Consider the following 19,391-nt stretch of genomic DNA (forward strand, 5'->3'; position numbering starts at 1 on the left):
GATTTCGTAAATTTGAAACTAAATCACTGTTAAGCTTTTTTCAGAAATCGGAATGGTTTTTGAAATCGCTTTTCAACTATCTTCAGAAACAAAACAGAATGTCAAAACCGTCCTTAGATTTACAAATTCACACCCTGCCGGACAATCCCGGTGTGTATCAATATTACGATAAAGACGGGAAAATTTTATATGTCGGCAAAGCCAAAAATTTAAAAAAAAGGGTTTCTTCTTATTTCAATAAAATTCACGATACCCGAAAAACAAATGTTCTGGTTAGAAAAATTGTAACCATAAAACACATCGTAGTTCCAACAGAAACTGACGCACTTTTACTGGAAAACAATTTAATAAAAACGCTTCAGCCCAGATATAATGTTTTGCTGCGCGATGATAAAAGTTATCCTTGGATTTGTATCAAAAAAGAACCTTTTTCGAGAATTTTTCTAACCCGAAGAATGATAAAAGACGGCTCTGAATATTTTGGACCGTACACCAATTTCAAAATGGTATATACGATTCTGGATTTAATAAAAGAATTGTATCCGCTGCGAACCTGTAATTATGATTTAAGTGAATCGAATATTAATTCAGGCAAATTTAAAGTTTGTCTGGAATATCATATTGGCAATTGCAAAGGTCCTTGCGAAGGCATAGAATCTTTGGAAGATTACCAAAGACAAGTCGATGCAATCCGCGAAATTTTGAAAGGAAATTTTAAGGAAAGTATGAAAGATTTCAAGCGTTTAATGAATCAATATGCGCAGAATTTGCAATTTGAAGAAGCGCAGAAAATCAAAGAAAAAATAGAAATTCTGGAAAATTACCAATCGAGATCAACAATTGTAAATCCGAAGATTACCAATATTGATGTTTTCTCGATTGTTTCAGATGAAAGTGCGGCTTATATCAACTTTTTGCAGATTTCCCACGGTTCGATTATCCGTTCTCATACTTTAGAAATCAAGAAAAAACTAGACGAAAGCGACGAAGAATTATTAGAACTCGCTATTGTTGAACTTCGTGAACGTTTTCAATTATTATCTAAAGAAATTATTGTTCCGTTTGAATTGGATTTGGGCGAAAAAATAAAAGTAACCGTTCCGCAGCTTGGCGATAAAAAACAGATTCTGGATTTATCGATTCGAAATGCCAAATTCTACCGAATTGAACAACTGAAACAACTTCAGATTGTAGATCCGGATCGTCACGTAAACCGAATTATGGCACAGATGCAGAAAGATTTACGTCTTCCGGTTGAGCCTCGCCATATTGAATGTTTCGATAACTCGAATATTCAGGGAACTAATCCGGTTGCGGCCTGCGTAGTTTTTAAAGACGGAAAACCGAGTAAAAAAGATTACCGTCATTTTAATGTAAAAACGGTTGAAGGTCCCGATGATTTTGCTTCGATGACAGAAATTGTATATCGCCGTTACAAAAGATTATTAGACGAAAATGAACCTCTGCCGCAATTAATTATTATTGATGGTGGAAAAGGACAATTGTCTTCTGCCTTAAAAAGTATTGACGAATTAGGTTTACGAGGAAAAGTGGCTGTTATCGGGATTGCAAAACGTTTGGAAGAACTTTTTTATCCCGGAGATTCGATTCCGTTGTACCTTGATAAAAAATCAGAAACGTTAAAAGTGATTCAGCAATTGCGAAACGAAGCCCATAGATTTGGAATCACTTTTCACAGAGATAAACGAAGTAAAGCTGCGCTAAATTCCTCAGTAGAAAGCATTCCGGGAATTGGAGAAAAAACGATGCTTACGTTAATACAACATTTCAAAAGTGTTAAAAGATTGAAATTAGCAACAGAAAAAGAAATATCTGCCGTTGTTGGAGTATCAAAAGCCAAAAAAATTGTCGAATTTTACAAAACCAATTAGCAAATTTTTATGCGCCTAAATCAGTTGTCCATTTCAAATATCAGGTCAAAAGGATTTTATTCCAATGCCTCTGTTAAGGTATGGAACACTGTATTCCTGTTTTCTGGTTTCTTTTTGCTTTTTTCTGCAAAAACATTTTCGCAAGAAGTAAAACAAGACAGCGTAAAAAGACCAAAAATCGGTTTGGTATTAAGCGGCGGCGGCGCCAAAGGTTTTGCACATATTGGTGTTTTAAAAGTTCTGGAAGAAGCCGGACTCAAAATCGATTATATTGGCGGAACCAGTATGGGATCTGTTATTGGCGGACTCTACGCCTCAGGCTACAATGCTTCTCAAATTGATTCTATTTTTAAGAAAACCAATTTCGACGAATTGATAAACGATTATATTCCGCGTTCATCAAAAAACTTTTATGGTAAAAAAAATGATGAATTATATGCCATCGTTTTACCATTTAGCAAATTTAGAGTCGGCATTCCTGAAGCACTTTCAAAAGGAATGTACAATTATAATTTATTGAGCAGTTTAACGAGAAACGTTCGCCATGTTCGTGATTTCAATCAACTGCCTACTCCGTTTTTATGCATCGGAACCAATATTGAAACCGGTGAAGAAGTACTTCTTAATAAAGGAAATCTAGTTCAGGCTATGATGGCGAGTGCTGCTTTTCCTTCGTTGTTTACTCCCGTAGAAATTGACGGAAATTTATTGGTAGATGGCGGCGTTGTAAACAATTATCCAATTAAAGAAGTTCGAAATCTGGGAGCTGATATTATTATTGGTGTAGACGTTCAGGACGATTTGATGAAGCGAAAAAACCTTAAAAACGCAACAAGAATTTTGGTACAGATTACCAATCTTCAGTCTATCGAAAAAATGAAAAGCAAAATTAAAGACACTGATGTTTACATAAAACCAGACATTCGTGACTATGGCGTAATTTCATTTGATAAAGGTGAAGAAATCATCCGAAAAGGCGAAGAAGCCGCTTTTGCCGTTTACGAAAAAATCAAATCATTGGTAACCGAAGACAATTTCTATAAAAAACCTAAGCTAAAAGTTGCTACAGATACCCTTGAGATTCAAAAAATAAATACCGACAGATTAGATAATTATACTAAAGAATACATTAGAGGTAAACTCCGTTTTAAACCCGGAAGCACTATCACTTATGATGATCTAAAAACGGGTATTAATAATTTGAATGCGACTCAAAACTTTAGCACTATTTCATATTGTCTGCAGCCTGATGGTGATAAAGATGATCTGGATTTGGTTTTAAAAGAAAACCCAACGCAGACTTTTTTAAAACTGGGACTTCATTATGATGGTCTTTACAAAAGTGCTGTTTTGCTGAATCTTACTCATAAAAAGACATTTCTAAAAAATGACGTTACTTCTCTGGATATCATTTTAGGAGATAATTTTAGGTATGATTTTAATTATTATGTCGAAAACGGTTTTAATATCAGCTTTGGTTTTCGTTCCAGACTAAGTCAGTTCAACAGAAATGTAACCACAAGTTTGGGCGGTCTGGTTTCAGAAAACCCTAATTTAAACCTTATAAATGTAGATTTTCTTGATTTGAACAATCAGGCTTATTTTCAAACCATTTTTGTTCAGAAATTTTTAATGGGTGGTGGTTTAGAATATAAATATCTAAAAATAAACTCTCCTACACTTACCGGCGAAGGAAACATAATTGATAAAAGCAATTATTTTAGTGCTTTTGCTTATTTAAAATATGACTCATTTGACGACAAATATTTTCCAAGTTCAGGATTGTATTTTTCTACAGATTTACAGACTTATATGGCTTCATCAGACTATACGAATAAGTTTAAGCCATTTTCTATAGCAAAAGCCGAAGTCTCTCTTGTCAAAACTTTTTTCAAAAAAGCCACTGTAAAAATTGGTGCCGATGCCGGATTTAATATTGGCAGTGACAGCGTTCCGTTTTTCGATTTTATATTTGGAGGTTACGGATATAGCAAGATCAATAATTTCAATTATTTTTACGGATATGACTTTCTAAGTATTGCCGCAAATAGTTTTATAAAAGCAGATATTAAGCTTGATTACGAAATTTTAAAAAAGAACCACGTAAATTTTTCTGCTAATTTTGCGAATCTTGGTGATGATATTTTTACAAATGTAGACTGGGTTTCTATGCCTAAATACACCGGTTATGCACTAGGCTATGGTCTCGAAACTATAATTGGCCCAATCGAAGTAAAACAATCCTGGTCGCCTCAAACATCTAAGAGTTTTACATGGTTTAGCATTGGGTTTATATTTTAGTTGATTTTTTATAAATATTTTATGTTATAAATAATATAATATGTAATTTTGGTCAATAAAATTTACGACATTTGTTATAATGAAAACAAATTGGACAGGTTTATTAGAGTATCTTCAATTCCTCATTAAGAGAAATCCGGAATAATGGCTCTATCGAATTGAGATGATTAGTCAGTCAAAAAGATTGAACCGATTATCTATTTCTTCAATTCAAATTTTCGAATTATCTAATTTACAAATTATCTAATTGAAAAAGCCATGCCACTATATCATAAACTTGGGGATTTTCCTCAAAAAAGACACACGCAATTCGAAAAACCAAACGGCGGATTTTACTACGAACAGTTATTTGGAACAGAAGGTTTTCACGGACATTCGTCTCTGTCTTACCATGTTCACAGACCAACACAGGTTAAAGAAATTTTAAACTCTTATTCGGTTGAACCTAAAATTGCAATCGGAAAAAATATAAAATCACTTCTTTTTAAAGGGTTTGAATTAAAACCTGAAAATGATTTTCTGGACAGCCGAAAAGCAATGTTAGTCAATAAAGACTGTATTATTGGTTTGGCTGCGCCGAAAGAATCGCTTCGAAATTATTTCTACAAAAATGCCGATGCCGATGAAATGCTTTTCATCCACAGAGGAAAAGGAAAATTAAGAACCATGTTAGGAAATATTCCGTTTGAATATGGTGATTACTTAATTATTCCGCGCGGTATTATTTATCAAATCGATTTCGAAACAGAAGATAACCGACTATTTTATGTAGAATCGTATTCTCCATTTTATACTCCAAAACGATACAAAAACCAATCGGGTCAGCATTTAGAACATTCTCCATTTTGCGAGCGCGATTTTATTTTGCCAAACGAATTGGAAACACACGATGAAAAAGGTGATTTTTTAATTAAAATCAAAAAAGAAGGCATGATTCACGAAGTGGTTTATGCCACACATCCTTTTGACGTTGTGGGCTGGGACGGATATAATTTCCCATACGGATTTTCGATTCACAACTTTGAACCTATAACGGGACGTGTTCACCAACCGCCTCCGGTACACCAGACTTTTGAAACAGCAGCTTTTGTTGTTTGTTCATTCTGTCCTAGACTTTACGATTATCACCCAAAAGCCATTCCAGCACCGTACAATCACAGCAATATAGATTCTGACGAAGTTCTATATTATGTAGATGGCGATTTTATGAGCCGTAATAATATTGAGCAAGGTCATATTACTTTACATCCAAAAGGAATTCCACACGGTCCGGCGCCAGGCGCGATGGAACGCAGCATTGGTCATAAAGAAACTCAGGAATTAGCCGTTATGGTTGATACTTTCAGACCATTAATGGTTACTGAAGAAGCTATGGGATTAGACGACGGTCAATATTACAAATCCTGGACGGAGTAGTTTCTGTCTTGTAACGCAAAGTTCACAAAGGATTTTTCGCAAAGTTCACGAAGATTTTTTAAAGAAGTTTTATCAAACTAAGTTCACAAAGCTTTGCGTTCTTCATGATTTTATAAAATCTAACTTAAAAAAATCTTTGCGCCCTTTGCGTTAAAAAAAATTAAACACAACATTCGGTTTTTCCAAATAACCGATTAAACAAATAAACATCATGAGTAAAGAAGTTAAATCAGTAGAATACGGATTAGAAAAAATATTTGAAGGAGCGCAGGATTTCCTTCCATTATTAGGAACAGATTATGTAGAATTTTATGTAGGAAATGCAAAGCAGGCTGCACATTATTACAAATCTGCATTTGGATATCAGTCTTTGGCTTACGCAGGATTAGAAACCGGAGTAAAAGACAGAGCATCTTATGTTTTAAAACAAGATAAAATCAGAATTGTTTTGACAACGCCATTAACGGCTGATTCTCCAATCAACGAACATTTAAAAAAACATGGCGACGGTGTAAAAGTGGCTGCGCTTTGGGTTGAAGATGCTACAAAATCATACGAAGAAACTATGAAACGCGGCGCGCGTTCATTCATGGAACCAACTGTTGAGGAAGATGAATTTGGACAAGTGGTTCGTTCTGGAATTTATACTTACGGAGAAACTGTTCACATTTTCGTGGAAAGAAAAAATTATAACGGAGTTTTCCTTCCTGGTTATAGAGAATGGAAATCTGACTTTAACCCAGAATCTACCGGATTAAAATACATTGACCACATGGTTGGAAACGTGGGCTGGAACGAAATGAATACCTGGGTTAAATTCTACGAAGAAGTTATGGGATTTGTAAATTTCCTTTCTTTCGACGACAAACAAATTACTACAGAATATTCAGCATTGATGAGTAAAGTAATGTCAAACGGAAATGGAAGAATTAAATTTCCAATTAATGAACCAGCAGAAGGAAAGAAAAAATCACAGATTGAAGAGTATTTAGATTTCTACGGCGGGCCTGGAATTCAGCATATCGCTATTGCAACAGATGATATTATCAAAACCGTATCGCAGCTAAGAGCGCGTGGTGTAGAATTTTTATCAGCTCCTCCTCATACATATTACCAAGCAATCCCGGAAAGATTAGGTGTTCACATGGATATGATGAAAGAAGATTTAAACGAAATTGAAAAGCTTGCCATTATGGTCGACGCCGATGAAGATGGTTACCTTTTACAGATTTTTACGAAGCCTGTTCAGGACCGTCCTACCCTTTTCTTCGAAATTATTCAAAGAATGGGTGCAAAAGGATTCGGTGCAGGGAACTTTAAAGCTCTTTTTGAGTCAATTGAGAGAGAACAAGAATTGAGAGGAACTCTATAAAAACGCATTATTTTTGCATTATGCAAAAAAATTCTCCGTAAAACGTTGGTTTTTATGCAAATGTTATGTTAAACTTGACTTTTGCTATTTATTTTTGAACTTTCTATCTATCTTTGCACTCGCAAATCAAGAAGGGGTGGTTTCCTTCTGAATTGATATAAATTTCATAATTTATAGTTTTTTGGTTAGTTAATAGCATAAAAACTCAGTCTTCGTGGCTGAGTTTTTTTGTTTTTGTACATTTGGAATAGAATTTGCATTTCTCTATCTTTATAATAGAATGTAAAAAATGTACTATGAAAAAGTTCATCCTCACTATATTAATTCTCTCTGCATTTAGTTTCGACACACAAAAGGAAGACGCTTTTGGCACAGGAGAATATTTCAAATTCAGAATTCATTACGGAATTGTAAATGCCGGCTATGCTACTCTTGAAGTTAAAGATGCTACCATCAACAACAAAAAAGTACATCATGCTGTGGGTAAAGGATATACAACCGGAATGTCTAAATTTTTCTTCAAAGTTGAAGATTTATACGAAAGTTATTTTGACAAAGAAAATGGTGATCCTTATCGCTTCGTTCGAAAAATTGACGAAGGTGGATACACCAAAAATCAGGAAGGCTTTTTTAATCAAAGTGAAAACAAAGTTTTAGTAAAAGACTATAAAAGAAAAACCGAAAAAACGATTGTAATTACTGATCATGTGCAGGATATTGTTTCGGCATTTTACTTTTTAAGAAACCATCCAAGTATTGACAAATTAAAACCCGGCGAGGCGATTACAATTGACATGTTTTTTGATGATGAAATCACAAAATTTAAGTTAAAATATGTAGGCCGTCAAGATATTACGACTAAATTTGGGGCAGTTTCTACGATGGTTTTTAAACCACTTGTTCAGACCGGAAGAGTTTTTAAAGAAAAAGAAAGTTTAACGCTCTGGATAACAGATGACGACAACAAAGTTCCGATAAGAATTAAAGCGGATTTAGCTGTCGGATCGCTGAAAGCAGATCTTGATGAATATAAAGGATTGAAAAATCCATTAAAAGTTAAAAAATAATGAACCCTACTGATCATTCAGAATCAATTTTAAAAGAAATTGACCAAAAATTCCAAGCCATAAATCAAAAAACTGACGTTCAGTTAGAAGGATTACTTTGGTCAAAACCAATTACTTATTGGGATTATATACAAACAGACGCTCTTTTAAATTTACAAATACAACGCACAACGCTTCCTGACGAGATGGTTTTTATCATGTATCATCAGGTTAATGAATTGATTTTTAAAATGATTTTGTGGGAAATCGATCAAATTGCCGACACACAAAATATTCAGGTTGATTTTTTCAGCGAAAGACTTTCCAGAATTACCCGTTATTTTGATATGCTGACAAATTCATTCAGTATTATGGAAAACGGAATGGAAGTTGACCAATATATGAAATTCAGAAACACTTTAACTCCGGCAAGCGGTTTTCAAAGTGCGCAATACAGGCTGATTGAATTTGCTTCTACAGATGTTATCAATTTGACAGACAGAAGATACAAAGCAAATTTTGATGAAAATACAAATCCTGAAACTACTTTCGAACATTTGTACTGGCAGGCTGCCGGAAAAGATTATCAAACTGGCGAAAAATCATATTTGTTAAATGAATTCGAAAAGAAATATAAAGATCAGTTTTTAAGACAAATGGCTTCGTTTAAAACGAAAAACATTTGGCAGAAATTTACTCAATTACCTATTGAAGATCAACAAAATGAAGAATTAATTCAGGCAATGCGCCACTACGACAAAACCGTAAATATCACCTGGGTTATGCAGCATCTTAATACTGCAAGAAAATACATTTTAGAAAGCGGAAAAGGTAACGGTGAAGCAACCGGAGGAAGCGACTGGCAAAAATATATGCATCCAAAATACCAAAGACGCATCTTTTTTCCTAAATTGTGGACCGAAGAAGAATTGTCCAATTGGGGAAATGAAGATTTACTTTAATCTCCTGCAAAAATTTTAAGAGTTTGAAAAAAGCATTCGTAATTATAATAGTATTATTTTCAATATTTTCATGCAACAAAACAGAGGAAAAAGTTGAAATTAAAATTACAAAACCAAAAACTAAAAAAATAGAATTTGGTTTTAATTACGCTGATTTTAATGTTGTTAACGATACAATATCTAAAGGAGATTCTTTTGGATCCATTTTACAAAGTCAAAATATCGGCGACAAAAAAGTATATGACATTGTAGAACAAGTTAAAGATACTTTTGATGTAAGAACCATTCGCTACAACAAACCTTTTACTTTACTTCGCGCAAAAAACAAAACAAATAATCTTCAGGTTTTTATTTATCAGCCCGATGCTTTAACGTATTATGTAATCGATTTACGAGACAGCATTGCAAAAGCTTATAAAAAAATAAAACCGGTTACATTAAAAAGAAAAATTATTGGCGGCGTTTTAAAAACTTCATTATCCGAAACTTTAGGCGATGAAGATGTAGAAACAGCATTGGCCAGCAGAATTACAAAAGTATTTTCGTGGTCAATTGACTTCTTCAAACTAAAAAAAGGAGATCGTTACGGTTTAATTTTTACAGAAAGATTCATTAACGGAAAAACTTACGATGGCGTTGAAGATCTTGAAGCTGCGTTTTTTGAATATAAAGGAAAAATCGTTTATGCTTTTCCTTTTGAAAAAGACACGCTTTCCGGAAAAATCGAATATTATGATGACGAAGGAAAAACGCTGAAAAACTTCTTCTTAAAAACGCCAATTAAGTTCAGCCGTATTACTTCAAGATTTACAATGAACAGATTTCATCCTGTTCAGCATACCTGGAAAGCCCACAAAGGAACTGATTATGCGGCTCCAACCGGAACCCCAATTTCTACAACGGCATCTGGAGTTGTTGAAGCAACTGGATATACAGCAGGAAACGGAAACTTTGTAAAAGTAAAACACAACGGAACTTATTCTACTCAATATTTACACATGTCGAGAATTTTGGTAAAACGCGGGCAGCGTGTTACACAAGGACAAACAATTGGTTTGGTTGGAAGTACAGGTTTAGCTTCTGGCCCGCATGTTTGTTACCGTTTCTGGAAAAATGGTGTTCAGGTAGATGCGCTTCGATTGAATTTACCAACCGGAGAATCTTTAACCGGAAATGACAAAACTCGTTTCTTTAAACAAATCGAACCTTTGAAAAGAGAATTGGATAGTATTGGGAATTTGTAATATCTAAATCAAATGAAAAATGCGCGTCTTAAGGCAATTTACAATGATACTTTTTCAGGTTTAAAGTTATATTACAGAGATACTGATTTGTCTGAAAATTTAATTTCAAATTATAAAATTGGACAAATAATTCAGGAAAAAGGCTTTACAGATATGACTTCTATCGGTGGAGGACTTTCTGGTAATTTCAGGTATCTAATTGCAAGTGCTCATGCCAAAGACTTATCGAAATTTAATCCGGATTCGGCAAAAATTGGTCATTTTCTTTTAGACACGATTGCTTATTTTAAAGTATTGGATATTCAGAAAATCGGTAACAAAACACAAGTTTTTCTTTTAAACATTCCAGACAATTCAATTTCGCTTTTAAAAAATTCATCTTCAAATCTGGAAGATGAAATTATAGAAAAAGCAAGAAAAAAATTTGAAACCAAAATAAATTTGGCTTTAGTTCCAGAATTGCAAACGGAAAGCTGGAAAGAAAGAACGAAATCTCCTCTCGGAATGAATGAAAACGGTGAAATGTTTTTTGATGATTCAAGAATCAAAGTTGAATCGCCAAAAAGAATCGAAATCAATATCGAGAAGAAAACTATTGAAGTTAATAAAAAGCCTTGGTGGAAGGTTTGGTAATTAAAGTTTTCGACTTATTTAGCATATTTCTTCCTAAACTCAGACGGATTCATTCCTTTATGTTTTCTAAAAACTTTGTTTAAATGACTTTCGTCTGAATAATTTAATTCGTCTGCAATTTCGTTAATACGCATGTCGCTGTTTAAAAGTCTGGCTTCAATCAATCGCAATTTATAATTTGCGATATATTCCTGAAGCGTTTCTCCCGTTTGTTTCTTAAAATATTTTCCTAAATAATTAAGCGTGATATTAAAATGCTCGCTTACTTTTTCTGCTTTTAATTGTTTTGGATTGTAGATGTTTTCCTGAATATAATGCAGGATTTCGAGAACCATTTCTCCGGTTGTTTCTTTAATATTCTTCGGAAGTTTTAAAGCAATATTTCTCGCTACAATTGTAATTATGGTATTTACAATCTGCTCAATAATCTTTTGATGGTAAATCTGCTGATTGTTTTGTTCGCTGATTATATTTTCAATTAATGACGCGATTAAAGGTTTATCAATTTTATTTTTCAGAATACATCCCGGGCGATGACTTGCATTTTGAAGTATATATTCCATTCGCAAAACCGTTTCATATTGTCCGTTTTGAGAATTTGCTTTGATATAATATTCATTAAACCGAAGAAAAAAGAATTTCGTTGGCGTTAAAACTTCAAATAAATGAACATCTTGCGGTGTTACCAAAAAAAGATTTCCTTTTCGATATTGAAATTTATTATCATTTATAATCTGAATTCCGGTTCCGTCGACGATGTAAATCAGTTCAAAGAAATTGTTCTTCCGAATTGTTTTCGGAAACTGTTCGAGTTCTTTAAAATCTACTTCAAAAGGATGATATAAATTCTTATTTGTCATTAGGCTAAAATACAATTTTAGTACCAATAAGTACAATTTTCAGCGAAAGCTAACTTCTTAATTTTGTTTCAGATAACAAACTAAAAATGGACAAAATGAAAATACTTTTAATTGGGGCAAATGGAGAAATTGGCAAAATACTGCAACCGGCTCTGGCAAAAAATCATGAAATAATTTCGGCAGGAAGAAACAGTGGAGACTTCAGAATCGATTTATCAGATTCAAATTCGATACAAAAATTATTCGAAGAAATTAAAAACATTGATGCCTGTCTTTGTGTTGCAGGAGATTGTTATACGGGAGATTTACTTTCGCTTGACGAAAAAAAATTAAATATTGGCATTGAAAATAAATTATTGGGACAGATAAATTTAGTTTTGATTGGTCAGAAATATTTAAACGACAACGGATCATTTACCTTGACTTCCGGAAAAATGGCCGATAAACCTGTAAAAAAAATATCAGCAAAGCAATTGTAAATGGCGGAATCAACAGTTTTGTTCTTGCCTCTTCACTTGAATTAGAAAGAGGAATCAGAATAAATGCCATTAGTCCGGCAAAAGTTGCTGATATTCCAATTCAGGATTTAATAAACGCTTACAACAAAAGTGTTGAAGGAATTATAAATGGAGAGATTATTAAAGTAAACTATTAATTTATTTAAAGATGAAAAACACAATTTTGATGATTTTGCTTTTGATAGTAAATTCAGTAAACGCACAAAAAAAATCTGATTTTTTAGGTTCATGGACTTTGGTTTCAGTAGAAAATATAAATCAGGACAGAACTAAAAATCTCCCTTATGATGTAAATCCCAAAGGCTTTTTGTTTTTTGATGAAAAAGGAAATTACGCCATTCAGATTTACAAAAGCGAAAGAGTAAAAATTGTTTCGGGTGATAAAAATAAATGTACTCCTGAAGAAAATACAGCGATTGTACAAGGAAGTAATTCGCATTTTGGAGAATATGAAATTGACGAAACGAATCACACAATTACATTCAAAATAAAAACAGCATCTTTTCCGAATTGGGAAAACACAATTCAAAAACGATCTTATATTTTCAAAAACAACGAACTTAAATACATCGTAACCAATACTACACAAGGCGGAAAATCAGTAACAGCCGAAGTAGTCTGGAAAAAATTGTAATTGAGATTCATAAAACGTTTTCGCAACTTATTGTTATATAATTCTCAAGGTTGAGCCATTTAAAAGTTATTTCAGTATTTTTGTGTTTCTAAAAAAAACAACCTCAATAATAAAATAAAATGGCTTTAAACACAACAAACCCAACCGGGACTGAAGCGTGGAAAAATCTCCAAAATCACTTTAACGCTATTCACGAGACAACGATACAAGAATTATTTCAGCAGGATGGTGCTCGTGCTGAAAAATTTCACTTACAATGGAATGACTTTTTAGTAGATTATTCTAAAAACAATATTAGTCAGGAAACGATTTCTCTTTTACTAGAATTAGCAAATTCAATTGGATTAAAAGATGCAATTGCACAATATTTTGGCGGGGAATTAATTAACCAGACCGAAAACCGTGCTGTTCTTCACACAGCTTTGCGTGCTCCAGAATCGGCAGTAATTAATGTTGATGGAGAAAATGTAATCAAAGAAGTTTACGAAGTAAAAAATAAAATCAAAAAATTTACACACGAAGTTATTTCGGGAGAAAGAAAAGGTTTTACAGGAAAAGCTTTTACTGATATTGTAAATATTGGAATTGGTGGATCTGACCTTGGTCCGGTTATGGCTGTTGAAGCTTTACAATTTTACAAAAATCATCTGAATACACATTTCGTTTCGAATGTTGACGGTGACCACGTAAATGAAATTATTAAAAAATTAAATCCTGAAACAACACTTTTTGTTATTGTTTCTAAAACTTTTACAACTCAGGAAACGCTTTCAAATTCTGAAACTATTAAAGAATGGTTTTTAAAATCGGCAAAACAGGAAGATATTGCAAAACACTTCGTGGCGGTTTCAACTAATATTCAAAAAGTAACAGAATTTGGAATTAATCCTGAAAATGTTTTTCCAATGTGGGACTGGGTTGGGGGAAGATTTTCTTTATGGAGTGCCGTTGGTTTAAGCATTGCTCTGGCTGTTGGTTTTGATAATTATAATGATTTATTGAAAGGCGCTAACGAAATGGATGAGCATTTTAAATCGGCAGAATTTGATGAAAACATTCCGGTAATATTAGCTTTATTAAGCATTTGGTATAATAATTTCTTTGGAGCTGAAAGTGAAGCTTTGATTCCGTATACACAATATCTATCAAAATTAGCCCCTTACTTGCAACAGGCATTTATGGAAAGTAATGGAAAAAGTGTTGGTCGTGACGGAAAACCTGTTAACTATCAAACTGGAACTATTATTTGGGGAGAGCCGGGAACAAATTCTCAGCACGCCTTTTTTCAATTAATTCACCAGGGAACAAAATTGATTCCAACAGATTTTGTTGGATTCGTAAAACCACTTTACGGAAATGAAGATCACCATGATAAATTAATGTCAAATTTCTTCGCTCAAACCGAAGCTTTAATGAACGGAAAAACTGAGAATCAGGTTCAGGCTGAATTTGACAAACAAGGTTTATCTGCAGAGAAAGCTTCTTACTTGTTGCCATTTAAGGTTTTCACAGGAAACAAACCAACGAATACAATCCTTATCCAAAAATTAACACCAAAATCTTTAGGTTCATTGATTGCATTATATGAGCATAAGATTTTTGTTCAGGGAGTTATCTGGAATATTTTCAGTTTTGATCAATGGGGAGTTGAATTAGGAAAGCAATTGGCGAATTCAATTTTAGATGAAATCAATTCAAAAACGGTTAAAAGTCATGACAGTTCAACTTCGTTTTTATTAAACCATTTTTTGAAAAATAAATAAGAATAGAGAAAATTTCCATCAAAATATGAAACGCCTTGATTCACAAAAATTAAGGCGTTTTTTCGTATAAAACAGCAGCAAAAATCCCCTTTTTTAAGAATTATTGAAGGTTTAGCGCTACAACACTGTGCAAAATATTATCATTTTAACAAAATACAAATATCTAAATTCAATAAAACATGATTTTAGTTAAAGAAAATCAACAAATTCATTTTAATACGCGCACAAAGTGTAAAACTGATTTTTCTTAACATTTTGATAACATTATCTGATTTAATTGTTATAATTTTGCCAAAAACAATAAACTTTAAGAACAAATGAAGAAAATGAAAAATTGGTTACTTACTGGACTATTTTTTATGATAGTTTCAACCGTATTTTCTCAAGGAAAAGTTACTGGTACTATTACCGATGGTACAGGTTCATTACCAGGAGCAAACGTACAGATCAAAGGATCTTCTACGGCAACTTCAACAGATTTTGATGGTAAATTTACCCTCAATTCAACAACAAGTGTAGGAGAAATTGTTATCTCTTACTTAGGTTACGAAAACCAAACTGTTAAATTTTCAGTTTCAAATGGTGCAACTACTAACTTAGGAACTATCGTTTTGACATCAAACTCAAACGAACTAAGTGAAATTGTTGTTAAAAGTACAGTAGTAGATATTGCTAAAGACAGAAAAACTCCGGTTGCTGTTTCTACAATTAAAGCTGCTGAAATTCAGCAAAAGCTTGGTACTCAAGAATTTCCTGAAATTTTAAGAAACACTCCGTCAGTTTACGTTACTAAATCAGGTGGTGGATTTGGAGATTCAAGAATTAACATTCGTGGATTTAACCAAAACAACATTGCTGTTATGATTAACGGTATGCCGGTTAACGACATGGAAAATGGTTCTGTTTACTGGAGTAACTGGGCTGGTTTATCAGATGTAACATCTGCTATGCAGGTTCAAAGAGGTTTAGGTTCTTCTAAATTAGCAACTCCATCTGTAGGAGGTACTATCAACATTGTTACTAAATCTTCTGACATGAAAGAAGGAGGATCATTTTCTTCTGGATTTGGTAACGCAAGAAACTTTAAAATTCAAGGTTCGTACAATACTGGTAAATTAGAAAATGGACTTTCTGCTTCTATCTTACTATCTCAAACAATGGGAGATGGATATGTTAATGGAACTCCTTTTGAAGGTTCAAACTATTTCGTTGCTTTAGGATATAGCACTAAAAATGATAAACACGATTTTCAATTAACAGTAACAGGAGCGCCACAATGGCATAACCAAAGATCTACTGTATCTACAATCGCTACATACCAAAAATATGGTTCTCTTGACGAGCCAAACATTAGATATAATGCTGATGCTGGTTATTTAAATGGTCAGGAATATAACATCAGAAAAAACTACTACCACAAACCAATTGCTTCTCTTAACTGGGATTATAAAATCAACGAAACTACTAAACTTTCTACTGTTCTTTACGCTTCTATGGGTCGTGGAGCTGGTGCAAGTGCTACTGGTGGTATTGGAGGAAATGTTTACAACGCTTCTGTTTTCTTATTACCAAACGGTATGGTTAATTATGACAAAATCCAAGCATGGAATAATGGTACAGGACAAGTTTTCTTCAATGGACAAAACAGAACTAGAACAATGATTGGTGGTGTTTACCAAAATAGCTCAAACACAGGTAGATCTGGAGCAGGAACTACTGCATCTCCATATGTCTACAACACTACTTCAGGTATTTCACAAACTTCTTCTATCAACTCTCATGACTGGTATGGAGCTGTAATTAACCTGAATAAAAAATTATCAAACACCTTAACTTTAGATTTCGGTCTTGATGCTAGAACTTACACAGGATACCACTTTACAGTAGTAAATGATTTATTAGGAGCTAGTGAATTTTATGATAATACTGTTGCTAGTTTAAAACCAGCTGGAAGACATATTACTGCTACTTACCCTACAGATGTTCAATGGAATGTTTTCGATAAAAAAGATTACGAAAAAATCTCATTTAACAGTACTGGAAAAGTTAGATGGTATGGCGCATTTACTCAATTAGAGTATTCTAAAGATAATTTAACTGCATTTGTACAAGGTGCAATTTCTCAACAAGGGTTTAAAAGAGAAGATAATTTCGTTTACTTGCCAACAGATCCATTGTCTTCTACTGATTACGAAAATATCTTAGGTGGAAACGTAAAAGGTGGTGCTAACTACAACCTTAACGAAAAAAACAATGTTTATGTTAACGCTGGTTATTATTCAAGACAACCATTCTTTAACTCAGTTTATCCAAACAACAGATCTACAGTAAACCCTAACCTTACTAACGAGAAAATTATTGGATTTGAAGCTGGATATGGTTTCCGTTCTAGATTCTTAAATGCTACTTTAAACGTTTACAACACTACTTGGAATGACCGATACCTAAAAGGTAATGCATTACCAAGTGACGCAACTACATATACAGAATATGTTGGTCTTAACGAAGTTCACTCAGGAGTTGAGTTAGAAGCATACTCTAACATTACAGATAAATTAAAGCTTAACGCTATGTTCTCTTATGGAATTTGGGAATATAAAGGTAATGCTACTGTTAATGCTTACTACCAGGCAGATAATACACCTGTAGCAGGATATACTGCAACTACTGTATATATGGATAAAGTAAAAGTTGGTGACGCTGCTCAAATGACAGCTTCTTTAGGAGCTTCTTACGAGGTTTTAACTAGAGTAACTGTTGACGCTAACTACAACTATAATGATAAATTATATGCTGGATTAAGCCCTATTAACTTTGCAGATCCAAACAACAAAGGAGCTTTAGAATTACCTTCTTATGGTTTATTTGATGCAGGTTTCTCATACAAAATGTTAGTAGGTAAAGACAAAGACAAATCAGTTAACTTCAGATTGAACGTAAACAACTTATTTGACAAAATTTATATTGCTGAATCTAGAACAAACATTTTTGCTGATGACAATGTAAGTTCAAATGCTGCTGCAGGAACTTATGTTTCAAACAACAGATTATATAAAGGTGTAGCTGATGCTAACCAAGTATTCTTCGGTTTCGGAAGAACTTGGAACTTCGCACTACGTTACGATTTCTAATATTTAGAATCTAAATAAATACTATAAACGGCATTGACTTTTAAGTTCAATGCCGTTTTTTTATGACCATTTTTGTTATATTTGTTTTTAACAAAAAAACACAATTCATGTATCAAACTATACAACATTTACACTCAGGCTGGGCATACTTAGCATTATTGCTTTTATTGTTTGCCGTTATTAATTCTATTATTGGTCTGACTTCTAAAAAAGAATTCACAGCAAAAGATCGCAAAATATCTTTATTTGCTTTAATTGGGACGCATACTCAATTATTGATCGGTTTAATTCTTTATTTTGTTTCTCCTTTAGGAAAAGATGCTTTCGGTCAAATGTCGAACGCTGCATTAAGATTAACTTCATTAGAACATCCTCTAATCAATTTAATAGCTATTGTTTTAATTACTATTGGATGGTCAAAACATAAAAAATTAATAAATAGCGATGCTAAATTTAAAACGTTTGCTATTTTCTACGGATTAGGATTAATCCTTATCTTAAGCAGAATACCATGGAACCTTTGGTTCTAATTGATTAAAAGTCCTAAGCATGTAGGACTTTTTTTATGATGGCATATTATTTGTACAAACTCCCCAAGTCTGAAAAAAATAACCCATGAAAAACAAAAAAATCATTCTATTAACAACGTTTGCATTGACTTTTATAAGTTGTTTTACGTATGTTATAAGCCAAACAAAACCTACCGAACCTAATAAAATTATTCAGGATACTGTAGCAAAACCTAACATTATTGCTTTACCTACAGACTCAGTATTTACGGATAAAGGTTTAAAATTAAAACCGTATAAAAAAAACGCTCATGCCTCCTACTATGCGGATCGTTTTAATGGTAAAAAAACAGCCGACGGCAGCCGATTTAATAATAACAAATACACTGCCGCACACAAGAAACTTCCATTTGGCACAAGAGTTAAAGTAACCAATGAAGCTAATGGAAAATTTGTTATTGTAAAAATTACCGATCGTGGTCCATTTGTAAAAACCCGAGAAATTGATCTTTCTAAAAGGGCCTTTATGGAAATTACCAAATTTAAAGGAGCAGGTGCTATGAAAGTTACAATCGAAACAATTATAGAATAATAAAAAATCCCGCTAATAGCGGGATTTTTTATTAAATGAATTTCTTAATACCCATTATAATTCCGGTATGAATTCCTTCGTGATAACTAACAAAATCTAAAGCTTCCTGAACATTTCTCAAATCAAAGCCCATGCTGGTTTTGTATTCGTTATAATTTTTAAAAACACTATTTTCATAATCCTTTTGAGTTTGATGCAAAGTCTTAATCAATAATTCTTTAACCTCATCAACTTCCTCCTGCGTAACATCTCTTTCAGGTTTTGTCCCTTTTGAATATTTCCCAACAAATTCATCAGAAACAAGCATTGGAAGACCTGATAATTTATAAACTAAAACTTGTTGTGAAGCCACACAATGTGCGACATTCCAGATTAAATTATTCTTGTATCCTTCCGGAATCTTATTTAACTGGTCTAATGAATGATTATCTAAAATCTTTACCAAAATTTCTCTAATGGTTTTCTGTGTTTCAAAAACTGAACTCATAATTTTATTTTTTTTCTAAAATTAGACAATT

Annotated in this window: 16 protein-coding genes; 14 read left to right on the plus strand and 2 right to left on the minus strand. The window is 33.2% G+C overall.

The annotated features are described in order from the left end of the window. Positions 1–98 precede the first annotated feature (98 nt). From uvrC to ABDW27_RS10840, 8 genes are all read left to right on the plus strand, one after another. Complete coding sequence (gene uvrC / locus ABDW27_RS10805) at positions 99–1,892, plus strand: excinuclease ABC subunit UvrC (protein ID WP_343695902.1); 1,794 nt, start codon at positions 99–101, stop codon at positions 1,890–1,892. 9 nt (positions 1,893–1,901) lie between these two features. After that, complete coding sequence (locus ABDW27_RS10810) at positions 1,902–4,193, plus strand: patatin-like phospholipase family protein (protein WP_343695903.1); 2,292 nt, start codon at positions 1,902–1,904, stop codon at positions 4,191–4,193. Positions 4,194–4,451: 258 nt separating this feature from the next. After that, the gene (locus ABDW27_RS10815; RefSeq protein ID WP_286965720.1) at positions 4,452–5,609 is read left to right on the plus strand and encodes a homogentisate 1,2-dioxygenase; all 1,158 of its coding nucleotides are present in this window, start codon (positions 4,452–4,454) and stop codon (positions 5,607–5,609) included. A 211-nt stretch (positions 5,610–5,820) separates the two neighbouring features. Beyond that, a complete protein-coding gene (gene hppD, locus ABDW27_RS10820; protein WP_343695904.1) occupies positions 5,821–6,981 on the plus strand; it encodes a 4-hydroxyphenylpyruvate dioxygenase in 1,161 nt (386 codons plus the stop codon). Between the two features lie 296 nt (positions 6,982–7,277). Then, complete coding sequence (locus ABDW27_RS10825) at positions 7,278–8,048, plus strand: DUF3108 domain-containing protein (protein WP_343695905.1); 771 nt, start codon at positions 7,278–7,280, stop codon at positions 8,046–8,048. Continuing rightward, positions 8,048–8,989, plus strand: coding sequence for a tryptophan 2,3-dioxygenase family protein (locus ABDW27_RS10830; RefSeq protein WP_343695906.1), 942 nt, complete (start codon positions 8,048–8,050; stop codon positions 8,987–8,989). The genes ABDW27_RS10825 and ABDW27_RS10830 overlap by 1 nt, the downstream gene beginning before the upstream one ends. A 23-nt stretch (positions 8,990–9,012) precedes the next feature. Beyond that, a complete protein-coding gene (locus ABDW27_RS10835; protein WP_343695907.1) occupies positions 9,013–10,233 on the plus strand; it encodes a peptidoglycan DD-metalloendopeptidase family protein in 1,221 nt (406 codons plus the stop codon). A 12-nt stretch (positions 10,234–10,245) separates the two neighbouring features. Further along, positions 10,246–10,866, plus strand: coding sequence for a hypothetical protein (locus ABDW27_RS10840; protein WP_343695908.1), 621 nt, complete (start codon positions 10,246–10,248; stop codon positions 10,864–10,866). Positions 10,867–10,880: 14 nt separating this feature from the next. Here ABDW27_RS10840 and ABDW27_RS10845 read toward each other — a convergent pair whose 3' ends face one another. Further along, entirely contained in the window at positions 10,881–11,726 is an 846-nt protein-coding gene (locus ABDW27_RS10845) for an AraC family transcriptional regulator (protein ID WP_343695909.1), read from the minus strand. A 95-nt stretch (positions 11,727–11,821) separates the two neighbouring features. Between ABDW27_RS10845 and ABDW27_RS10850 the strand changes: the two genes are divergently transcribed. The 6 genes from ABDW27_RS10850 to ABDW27_RS10875 all read left to right on the plus strand — a co-directional run bounded on the left by ABDW27_RS10850 (position 11,822) and on the right by ABDW27_RS10875 (position 18,873). Further along, positions 11,822–12,205 carry a hypothetical protein gene (locus tag ABDW27_RS10850; protein ID WP_343695910.1) on the plus strand — a complete coding sequence of 128 codons (384 nt, stop codon included), beginning with the start codon at positions 11,822–11,824 and terminating at the stop codon, positions 12,203–12,205. A 187-nt stretch (positions 12,206–12,392) separates the two neighbouring features. Continuing rightward, positions 12,393–12,878 carry a lipocalin-like domain-containing protein gene (locus ABDW27_RS10855; RefSeq protein WP_343695911.1) on the plus strand — a complete coding sequence of 162 codons (486 nt, stop codon included), beginning with the start codon at positions 12,393–12,395 and terminating at the stop codon, positions 12,876–12,878. 119 nt (positions 12,879–12,997) lie between these two features. Then, positions 12,998–14,641, plus strand: a complete 1,644-nt coding sequence (gene pgi / locus ABDW27_RS10860) for a glucose-6-phosphate isomerase (protein WP_343695912.1) — start codon at positions 12,998–13,000, stop codon at positions 14,639–14,641. A gap of 317 nt (positions 14,642–14,958) precedes the next feature. Beyond that, positions 14,959–17,772, plus strand: a complete 2,814-nt coding sequence (locus ABDW27_RS10865; protein ID WP_343695913.1) for a TonB-dependent receptor — start codon at positions 14,959–14,961, stop codon at positions 17,770–17,772. A 107-nt stretch (positions 17,773–17,879) separates the two neighbouring features. Continuing rightward, the gene (locus tag ABDW27_RS10870; protein WP_343695914.1) at positions 17,880–18,302 is read left to right on the plus strand and encodes a hypothetical protein; all 423 of its coding nucleotides are present in this window, start codon (positions 17,880–17,882) and stop codon (positions 18,300–18,302) included. Between the two features lie 85 nt (positions 18,303–18,387). Then, the gene (locus ABDW27_RS10875) at positions 18,388–18,873 is read left to right on the plus strand and encodes a septal ring lytic transglycosylase RlpA family protein (RefSeq protein WP_343695915.1); all 486 of its coding nucleotides are present in this window, start codon (positions 18,388–18,390) and stop codon (positions 18,871–18,873) included. 31 nt (positions 18,874–18,904) lie between these two features. Here ABDW27_RS10875 and ABDW27_RS10880 read toward each other — a convergent pair whose 3' ends face one another. Beyond that, complete coding sequence (locus ABDW27_RS10880) at positions 18,905–19,360, minus strand: DinB family protein (protein WP_343695916.1); 456 nt, start codon at positions 19,358–19,360, stop codon at positions 18,905–18,907. Between the last annotated feature and the right edge of the window lie 31 nt (positions 19,361–19,391).

The sequence above is a fragment of the Flavobacterium sp. genome, assembly GCF_039595935.1.
Taxonomy (GTDB): domain Bacteria; phylum Bacteroidota; class Bacteroidia; order Flavobacteriales; family Flavobacteriaceae; genus Flavobacterium.

Excerpts from the sequence above, each read along its gene's own strand:
- uvrC (WP_343695902.1), top strand. The coding sequence starts at position 99 with ATGTCAAAACCGTCCTTAGATTTACAAATTCACACCCTGCCGGACAAT.
- ABDW27_RS10810 (WP_343695903.1), top strand. The coding sequence starts at position 1,902 with ATGCGCCTAAATCAGTTGTCCATTTCAAATATCAGGTCAAAAGGATTT.
- ABDW27_RS10815 (WP_286965720.1), top strand. The coding sequence starts at position 4,452 with ATGCCACTATATCATAAACTTGGGGATTTTCCTCAAAAAAGACACACG.
- hppD (WP_343695904.1), top strand. The coding sequence starts at position 5,821 with ATGAGTAAAGAAGTTAAATCAGTAGAATACGGATTAGAAAAAATATTT.
- ABDW27_RS10825 (WP_343695905.1), top strand. The coding sequence starts at position 7,278 with ATGAAAAAGTTCATCCTCACTATATTAATTCTCTCTGCATTTAGTTTC.
- ABDW27_RS10830 (WP_343695906.1), top strand. The coding sequence starts at position 8,048 with ATGAACCCTACTGATCATTCAGAATCAATTTTAAAAGAAATTGACCAA.
- ABDW27_RS10840 (WP_343695908.1), top strand. The coding sequence starts at position 10,246 with ATGAAAAATGCGCGTCTTAAGGCAATTTACAATGATACTTTTTCAGGT.
- ABDW27_RS10845 (WP_343695909.1), bottom strand. The coding sequence starts at position 11,726 with ATGACAAATAAGAATTTATATCATCCTTTTGAAGTAGATTTTAAAGAA.
- ABDW27_RS10850 (WP_343695910.1), top strand. The coding sequence starts at position 11,822 with ATGAAAATACTTTTAATTGGGGCAAATGGAGAAATTGGCAAAATACTG.
- ABDW27_RS10855 (WP_343695911.1), top strand. The coding sequence starts at position 12,393 with ATGAAAAACACAATTTTGATGATTTTGCTTTTGATAGTAAATTCAGTA.
- pgi (WP_343695912.1), top strand. The coding sequence starts at position 12,998 with ATGGCTTTAAACACAACAAACCCAACCGGGACTGAAGCGTGGAAAAAT.
- ABDW27_RS10865 (WP_343695913.1), top strand. The coding sequence starts at position 14,959 with ATGAAGAAAATGAAAAATTGGTTACTTACTGGACTATTTTTTATGATA.
- ABDW27_RS10870 (WP_343695914.1), top strand. The coding sequence starts at position 17,880 with ATGTATCAAACTATACAACATTTACACTCAGGCTGGGCATACTTAGCA.
- ABDW27_RS10875 (WP_343695915.1), top strand. The coding sequence starts at position 18,388 with ATGAAAAACAAAAAAATCATTCTATTAACAACGTTTGCATTGACTTTT.
- ABDW27_RS10880 (WP_343695916.1), bottom strand. The coding sequence starts at position 19,360 with ATGAGTTCAGTTTTTGAAACACAGAAAACCATTAGAGAAATTTTGGTA.